The organism is Rhodococcus sp. EPR-147 (genome assembly GCF_001647185.1).
Lineage (GTDB): Bacteria > Actinomycetota > Actinomycetes > Mycobacteriales > Mycobacteriaceae > Rhodococcoides.
Genome location: NZ_LVCU01000419.1, coordinates 1 through 7,752 on the forward strand (window position 1 = coordinate 1; position 7,752 = coordinate 7,752).

General features: G+C 68.0%; 8 protein-coding genes. 7 read left to right on the forward strand and 1 reads right to left on the reverse strand.

The genetic code is table 11. The features are described from left to right. The 5 genes from A2J02_RS18495 to A2J02_RS18515 form a co-directional block, all read left to right on the forward strand. Window positions 1–292 (forward strand): GNAT family N-acetyltransferase (locus A2J02_RS18495; RefSeq protein WP_156516290.1); only part of this gene is annotated, 292 nt, incomplete at its 5' end. 4 nt (window positions 293–296) lie between these two features. Then, window positions 297–1,904, forward strand: coding sequence for a phytoene desaturase family protein (locus tag A2J02_RS18500; RefSeq protein ID WP_082898937.1), 1,608 nt, complete (start codon window positions 297–299; stop codon window positions 1,902–1,904). Beyond that, complete coding sequence (locus tag A2J02_RS18505) at window positions 1,901–2,743, forward strand: carotenoid biosynthesis protein (protein ID WP_068052009.1); 843 nt, start codon at window positions 1,901–1,903, stop codon at window positions 2,741–2,743. The genes A2J02_RS18500 and A2J02_RS18505 overlap by 4 nt, the downstream gene beginning before the upstream one ends. Window positions 2,744–2,770: 27 nt before the next feature. Continuing rightward, window positions 2,771–3,526 carry an LppM family (lipo)protein gene (locus A2J02_RS18510; RefSeq protein WP_156516291.1) on the forward strand — a complete coding sequence of 252 codons (756 nt, stop codon included), beginning with the start codon at window positions 2,771–2,773 and terminating at the stop codon, window positions 3,524–3,526. Continuing rightward, the gene (locus tag A2J02_RS18515; RefSeq protein WP_231893931.1) at window positions 3,523–4,692 is read left to right on the forward strand and encodes a glycosyltransferase; all 1,170 of its coding nucleotides are present in this window, start codon (window positions 3,523–3,525) and stop codon (window positions 4,690–4,692) included. The genes A2J02_RS18510 and A2J02_RS18515 overlap by 4 nt, the downstream gene beginning before the upstream one ends. 6 nt (window positions 4,693–4,698) lie before the next feature. On the opposite strand, the gene metF is transcribed toward A2J02_RS18515, so the two are convergent. Continuing rightward, window positions 4,699–5,625 (reverse strand): methylenetetrahydrofolate reductase [NAD(P)H], encoded by a 927-nt coding sequence (gene metF, locus A2J02_RS18520; protein ID WP_068052013.1) that lies wholly within the window; start codon window positions 5,623–5,625, stop codon window positions 4,699–4,701. A 248-nt stretch (window positions 5,626–5,873) separates the two neighbouring features. Here metF and A2J02_RS18525 point away from each other — a divergent pair, with 248 nt between their 5' ends. Together A2J02_RS18525 and A2J02_RS18530 are read left to right on the forward strand one after the other, a co-directional pair. Then, entirely contained in the window at window positions 5,874–6,932 is a 1,059-nt protein-coding gene (locus A2J02_RS18525) for a polyprenyl synthetase family protein (RefSeq protein ID WP_068052016.1), read from the forward strand. A gap of 11 nt (window positions 6,933–6,943) precedes the next feature. After that, window positions 6,944–7,752, forward strand: an 809-nt coding sequence (locus A2J02_RS18530) for an FAD-dependent oxidoreductase (RefSeq protein WP_231911480.1), incomplete at its 3' end; no start/stop codon positions are given.

Sequence of the window (7,752 nt, forward strand, 5' to 3'; positions counted from 1 at the left end):
GAACGTCGAGGCCACGCTCGACGACTACTTCGAGCTCACCGAGTTGCACGTCCTGCCGAGCGCTCAGGGGCACGGCCTCGGCGGACGGCTGTGCAGCCGTCTGCTCGACGGCGTTTCCGCGCAGAACGTGATGTTGTCCACACCCGAGGTATCGGAGGAGGACAATCGAGCCTGGCGGCTGTACCGGCGGCTCGGCTTCGCGGACGTACTACGCGACTTCACGTTCGCCGGTGACCGACGCCCCTTCGCAGTCCTGGCCCGCCGGTTGCCTCTCGACGGGCCAGTAGCCTGAGGGTGTGATCGATGCTGTGGTGGTGGGCTCCGGCCACAATGCCCTGACCTCTGCCTGTTACCTGACCGACGCCGGCATGTCGGTCGAGGTTCTCGAGCGCGACTCCGTTGCCGGTGGCGCGGTGTCGACGGTGGAACGCTTTCCCTGCCACCGTGTGGACCGTGGTTCGTCGGCGCACATCATGATTCGTCACACCGGCATCATCGAGGAGCTCGGACTCGCCGACTTCGGTCTGCGCTACATCGACTGCGATCCCTGGGCGTTCGCGCCTGGGGCCGTCGGCACCGACGAACGCGGCATCGTCTTCCACCGCGATCTCGACCGAACCTGCGACTCCATCGCCGCTGCCTGCGGCACAGCCGACGCACGCGCCTACCGCACCTTCGTCTCCGTCTGGGGTCCCCGCAGCGAACGCACCATGCGTGCGTTCGGCGGACCACCAACCGGGGCGAAACTGCTCCGATCCTTCTGGGGCCTCGGCGCGCCCGACGGCGGCAGCATGCTCTCGCGGGAATTCCTGGCCACCGGCGATTCCCTGCTGGACGAGATGTTCTCGAGCGAACGACTCAAGGCTGCACTCGCGTGGTTCGGCGCACAGTCGGGTCCGCCGATGTCCGAGCCGGGTACCGCACCGATGGTCGGCTTCGCTGCCCTCATGCACACCCTTCCGCCGGGCCGCGCCGTCGGCGGTAGCGGCGCGCTGACCGAGGCGATGATCGCTCGGCTACAGCGCGACGGCGCCGAACTGACGCTCGGCGACGCCGTGACCTCGCTCGTACGCCGCCCACACGGCTGGACCACCAGGACCGCGTCGGGACGGGAGATCGACAGCCGCATCGTCGTGGCCGGTTGCCACATCGTGACCACCCTCGACCTGCTGGCAGCCGGCGGCCACGACTCGGCGCAGCTCGCGCGGTGGCGCAGCACCATTCGGGTGGGGCCCGGGATCGGTACCGCGGTCAGACTGGCCACCGACGCCCTTCCGACGTTCCCGAGCGCGGACCGGATCGAGGACGGCACCCACGGTCTGGCGCTGCTGGTACGCGACCGCAGCCAACTGCGGTTGGCACACGGGCACGCGCTGGCAGGCGATCTGCCGCCCACCCCGGCTGTGCTGGGGATGTCCTTCAGCGCGCTCGATCCCACCATCGCGCCGCCGGGACAGCACCAGATCTCTCTGTGGTCGCAGTGGCATCCCCACACCCTCGCCGACGGCAGACAGTGGCGATCGGATGTTCCCGGCGAGCGCTCGTTGGCCGAGTTCGAGGCGGATCGGATCGTGGCCGAACTGGACCGATACGCACCCGGTTTCGCAGGATCGGTGCTGGATCGGTTCGTTCAGTCGCCACCCGACATCGAGCGGGAGCTCGGTCTGGTCGGAGGCAACATCATGCATCTGGACATGTCGCTGGACCAGATGATGATGTGGCGACCGCATCCTCAACTGGCCGGACATCGGGTCCCCGGTGCAGACGGGCTCTATCTCACCGGCGCATCGACCCATCCCGGCGGAGGGGTCACAGCGGCCAGTGGTCGTTCGGCGGCGCGGATCGCGATCGCCGACGCCCGCGCCGCCCGCCGTCGCACGTTCTTCGGAAGGAAACGGCTATGAAGGTTGCGCCGATCGTCGTGTCCGCCGCTGCCGTGGGCTGCCAGATCCTCTACCCCTTGGTGTCGGGATCGACCAGAGACGTGGTGACGGTGGCGGTGGTGGCCCTGCTCGCGCTCGCGTCGATCCTGCACGCGGCACTCAATCGCGGCATCGTATGGGCCACCATTCTCGTCGTCGTGACCGCAGGTACCGGGTTCGCGTCCGAACTCGTCGGCACGGCCACCGGCATCCCGTTCGGCGAATACTTCTACGCGCAGAATCGCTTGGGCCCGAGCCTGTTCGAGGTGCCTGTCGTGGTTCCCCTGGCGTGGACGGCCGGGTTCTATCCGATCTGGTGTGCCGTGACCTTCGTCGTTCGCCGTCTCGATACGACGCAGGTACGCGCCACCGCACTCCGAATCGTCGCGGTCGCGGTGGGGATGGTCGGTTGGGACCTGTATCTCGATCCGCAGATGGTCACCGACGGACAGTGGACCTGGACCGCCGGTTCCGCCGGGCTGCCCGGGGTGCCGTCGATTCCGCTCACCAACTACCTCGGCTGGCTGGTGGTGGCCACCCTGATGGCCGCGGTGATGGAATCGCTCGACCGCGCCGTCGGTCGCCCACAGCCATCCGACGACGCGGTGCCCATCGGGTTGTTCCTGTGGACGTGGCTGGGGTCGGCGCTCGCGCACGCGGTGTTCCTCGACGGTCCGGAACTCCGATACTCGGCGGTGTACGGGTTCGTCGTCATGGGCCTCGTCGGCATCCCCCTGGTGTGGATTGCCCGTCGCGACCGACCACTCGGGGCCGGACCGCGTGCGGCCGTCGATCGCTCCGGTACCGACACGCCTCGCTGACAACCCCTGCCGACTGACATCACCTCGATGTCCTGGCACGATGTCGCTGTGCAGTCGACATCGCGAACATCTCATCGAACCCACCGCCGCCGCGTTCTCTCGGTGCTCGCGCTGGCGCTGCTGGTCGCGCCGATGCTGGCCGGTTGCCTGCGTGTGCAGGTCACGATGGGCGTGTCGGCGAACGACCGCGTCGCGGGTCAGATCGTGGCTGCCAGCGTGCCGACATCGGACTCCGACTCCGGCCCGGAACTGGTGGTGCCCTCCTCGATCGAGGACAAGGTTCGCGTCGAGCCGTACAACCAGGACGGATACGTCGGGTCGCAGGCCATCTTCGACGATCTGTCGTTCGGCGACGTGCAGACCCTCGGCTCGATCTTCCAGAACGCGGCCGGATCGTTCCAGCTGACGCTGCAGCGCTCGGGTGACACCGTCACTCTGGCAGGCAACGCCGATCTGTCCTCCGTTCCGGTGCAGGGCTCGGACGTACAGTTCACCATCGCGTTCCCGGCCCGCATCGGCACCACCAACGGCACCCGCGAGAGCGACAACTCGATCTCGTGGAAGTTGCCTGCGGGCGAGGTCACCTCGCTGCGCGCCGAGGTCAACTATCCCGATCCCAACACCCGCAGCTTCGCCGGCTGGGCCGGCATCGTGGGCGGCGTGACCGTCGGCGTCGCGGCCATCGTCGGGGCCATGGCATGGGTGTCGCGCAACCCACCGCTGCGGGGCCGCGGGTCGCGCAACACCGACTCCGGAAGCTCCACCGACAGAACGTCTGTGTGAGAGCCCGCCTGCTCGCGCGCACGACGGCGACGGCAAGCGTCCTCGCGACAGCGTCGGCCGCGGTCTCCGTGTTCAACTCTCGGTTCATGCCGAGCCTGCGCTCCCCGGACCACGACGTCACCGAGCGCGTCGTCGTCTGCATTCCCGCCCGCAACGAGGTTGCGACGCTGCCTGCGCTGATCGGCGACCTCACGCGGCAACGATCGTGCACAAACCTGCGCGTGATCGTCCTCGACGACGATTCGACCGACGGAACGGCGTCCGCTGCCCGTGCGGCTGCGGACGGTGACCCGAGGATTCGCGTCGTGACCTCCGGTGTCGCTCCCCCGGCCGGCTGGACCGGCAAGGCCGCAGCGTGCGCCGAGCTCGCCAGACTGGCCGACGAGGACGACCCGATGACGTCGCTGATCGTGTTCGTCGATGCCGATGTGCGACTCGAACCGGAGGCGGTGGCGGCAGCGGCCCGGGTACTGCGACGGCGCGGCGCCTCCCTGCTGTGCCCGTGGCCGGAGCAACTTGCCGAGAGCACCGTCGAGCGACTCGTCCAGCCGCTGCTCGCCTGGTCGTGGATGTCCACGCTTCCGGTACCTCTGGGCAACGCCACTCTCGCACCGTCGATGGCGGTCGCCTGCGGGCAGTTCATGGCCTTCGACGCCGCCGCCTATCGCGCCATCGGGGGCCACAGCTGCGTGGCGGCGAGCGCAACCGAGGACCTGGATCTGGCACGCGCTCTCCGTCGACGGGGATTCTCGACGGCGGTGGCGTCGGGTGCGGGGTTCGTCCGATGCCGGATGTACCGATCGGCCGCGGAGTTGCGGTCCGGCTACAGCCGGTGGTTGTGGAGCGAGTTCGGTGGACCGGCCGGTTCGGCTGCGGCGGCCCTGGCACTGACGGCAGTGTACGTACTGCCCCCGATCACCGCGCTCACGTCCTCGGGTGTCACACGTCGCCTCGGCCTCGCCGGGTATCTCGCCGGAACGGTGTCTCGGATGTCCACCCGGCGGAGCGAGGTGGGATCGCGGTTCGGGGTGGTCGACGCAGTCGATGCTGCGCTGCACCCGGTGTCGATTCTCGCGTTCGTCGGCCTCGTCGCGGAATCCCACGTGCGCAGGCGTCGTGGCTCGCTGTCGTGGAAGTCGCGTCCGATGCCGCGCCGCGAGCCCTGACCCGTCTCACACTCGTGCGGCCGCGAGCCCCAGATTGCTCAACACCTCACGCGTCGCGCGCGCGAAGTTCAGGGTGATGAAGTGCAATCCGGGCGCGCCCTCGGAGATCAGGCGCTCACCGATGTTCGTGGCGAGTTCGATGCCCACCTCTCGGACGGCGGCGCGGTCCTCCTCCGGACCGGATCCTGCTGCGCGAGTGAACTTCTCGTCCAGGTGCGACGGAAGCGTTGTGCCCGAGAGCTCGAGCATCCGGCGAACCGAACGAAGTGAGGTGATGGGCATGATCTCGGGAATGATCGGCTTGGCACCCTGCTCGGCGTCGAACGCACTCACGCGGTCCCGCAGGCGCAGGTAGTCGTCCACATCGAAGAACATCTGAGTGATCGAGTACTCGGCACCCGCCCGCAACTTGCCGACCAGGCACCGGGTGTCCTGCTCGAGGTCGGCGGCGCGGTGGTGACCTTCGGGGAACGACGCCACGCCGACGTGGAAGTCGCCGAGATCACGCACCAACCGGACCAACTCCTCGGCGTACTCGACTCCGTCCGGATGCTTCTCCCAGTCGCCCAGTGGATCTCCGGGGGGATCTCCTCGCAGTACGAGAATGTTGGTGATGCCGCGGTCCGCGTACGACCCGACCATCGATCGCAGCTCGTCCACACTGTGCGAGACGGCAGTGAGATGCGCCACAGGGAGGAGGGTGGTCTCCTCGGCGATCTGCCCGGTGACGCGCACCGTTCGATCGCGGGTCGAGCCGCCTGCGCCGTAGGTCATCGACACGAATGCGGGCTGAAGTTGTTCGAACTCACGAACCGCTCGCCACAGCCTGGCTTCGGCCGCCGCGTCTCGTGGAGGCGAGAACTCCACCGAGAACGGGATTCTGGCCTCGGGTTCTGTCCGTAGCCGGTCGACGATGGACGGTGTTCTCGTCACGAATCCTCGACTCGACCGCCCCCTGACGGATTCTTCGCTCACCCGAAGATCATAGGTTGCGCCCCACCGACGCCCGTGAGGCCTCCCGGACGAGAGATGTTCGCTGCACGTCGGCCCAGGGTGTGCGCGGCTATTACTGTGGGACCCGGAATCCACGCAATTCACAGCAACCTTGGAGGATCGTCCTGTCCGGAGACTTTTCTTCACCCGTAGCCGACGCCCCCGTCGCCGCGAACGACCCGAAGGCGATGCGTTCGGCAGTCGACGCGACTCTCGCCGAGTTCTTCGCCTCGCGCCGAGGTGTCGTGGACACCGTCGGCGGCGGCTACCCCGATGCCGTGGCCGATCTCGAGGCGTTCGTGCTCCGCGGCGGCAAACGCATGCGCCCCGCGTTCGCCTGGACCGCGTGGCTCGGTGCAGGCGGAGAATCCACCGGTGCCCGCGCCGAGGCAGTGCTGCGGGCGTGTTCGGCGCTCGAACTGATCCAGGCCTGCGCTCTGATCCACGACGACATTATCGACTCGTCCAGCACGCGACGCGGTTTCCCGACCGTGCACGTCGGCTTCGCCCAGCGGCACCGGGACGCGGGCTGGACCGGCTGTGCGGACCATTTCGGTGAATCGGCAGCGATACTCGTCGGCGATCTCGCTCTGTGCTGGGCCGACGATCTACTGCGCGAGTCGGGTATCGACGCCGATGCCGCGCGGCGAGTCCAGCCGGTGTGGTCGGCGATGCGCACGGAGGTTCTCGGCGGTCAGTTGCTCGACATCGAAGCCGAGGCAGGCACCGACGAGAGCGTTGCGGCGGCAATGCGCGTCAACCGCTACAAGACCGCCGCGTACACAGTCGAGCGGCCGCTTCATCTCGGGGCAGTCCTCGCCGATGCCGACGAGAACCTGATCTCGGCCTACCGCAACTTCGGTGCGGACATCGGAATCGCGTTCCAGCTGCGCGACGACCTCCTCGGAGTGTTCGGCGATCCCGAGGTGACCGGCAAACCGTCCGGCGACGACATCACCGAGGGCAAACGAACCGTCCTGATCGCGCTGGCACTGCAGAAGGCGGACGAGACGAGGCCGGATCACGCAGCCACGATCAGGGCCAGCCTCGGGACCGAACTCGACGCCGACGAAGTGGCCGACATCCGGTCCATTCTCGTCGAACTCGGCGCAGTGGACGCGGTCGAGAAACAGATCGACGACCTCGGGACCCGGGCCGTCGCAGCCCTCGACAACAGTTCGATCGAACCGGTCGCTGCCGCGCACCTGCGCGCCATGGCAACCGCCGCCATCCAACGGCAGTACTGAAAGAGAGCGCCATGTCTTCGATCCGCACGGTCTCCGGCACCACCGACTCCGTCGTCGTCGTGGGAGCCGGATTGTCAGGCCTCGCCGCCGGTCTGCACCTACTGGGAGCGGGCAGGAAAGTCACGCTCGTCGAGCGTGACGAGACCGTGGGCGGCCGCGTCGGGGTGTACCCGGTGTCGGACGCCGACGGATCGCACCTGTACGACATCGACAACGGTGCAAGCGTGTTGACGATGCCGAACCTGGTGCTCGAGGCACTCGCCGCCGTGGGGGCCGACTTCGAATCGACCACGCCGCCGATTCGGCTGACGGCCCTGTCGCCGTCGTATCACACGCGCTACGCCGACGGCACGTCCATCGACGTCTACTCCGATCCCGAGGCCATGGCGGCCGAGGTGGAACGCACCTGCGGCCCCGCCGAGGCGCAGGGATACCGCGAACTGCGACGCTGGCTCGCCGACATCTTCGACGCCGAGTTCGACCGCTTCATCGACTCGAACTTCGATTCACCGCTCGACCTCGTGGGATCGAAAGCTGCGATCTCCGACACCGCGACACTGACGAAGCTGGGTGGCTTCGGCCGCCTCGGGCCCCGTGTCGACAAGTTCCTGGAGGACACCCGCCTACGCCGCGTCTTCACGTTCCAGGCGCTCTACGCAGGCATGGCACCCCAGAAGGCCCTGGCGGTCTACGGAGCCATCGCGCACATGGACACCTCCCTCGGGGTGTTCTTCCCCGAAGGAGGGATGGCGGCCATCGCCAAGGCCATGGCCGACGCGTTCGTCACCGCAGGCGGCACGCTCGAACTCGGCACCGAGAT

Coding starts and splice junctions, on each gene's coding strand:
- A2J02_RS18505 (WP_068052009.1), top strand. CDS start 1,901: ATGAAGGTTGCGCCGATCGTCGTGTCCGCCGCTGCCGTGGGCTGCCAG.
- A2J02_RS18510 (WP_156516291.1), top strand. CDS start 2,771: ATGTCCTGGCACGATGTCGCTGTGCAGTCGACATCGCGAACATCTCAT.
- A2J02_RS18525 (WP_068052016.1), top strand. CDS start 5,874: ATGCGTTCGGCAGTCGACGCGACTCTCGCCGAGTTCTTCGCCTCGCGC.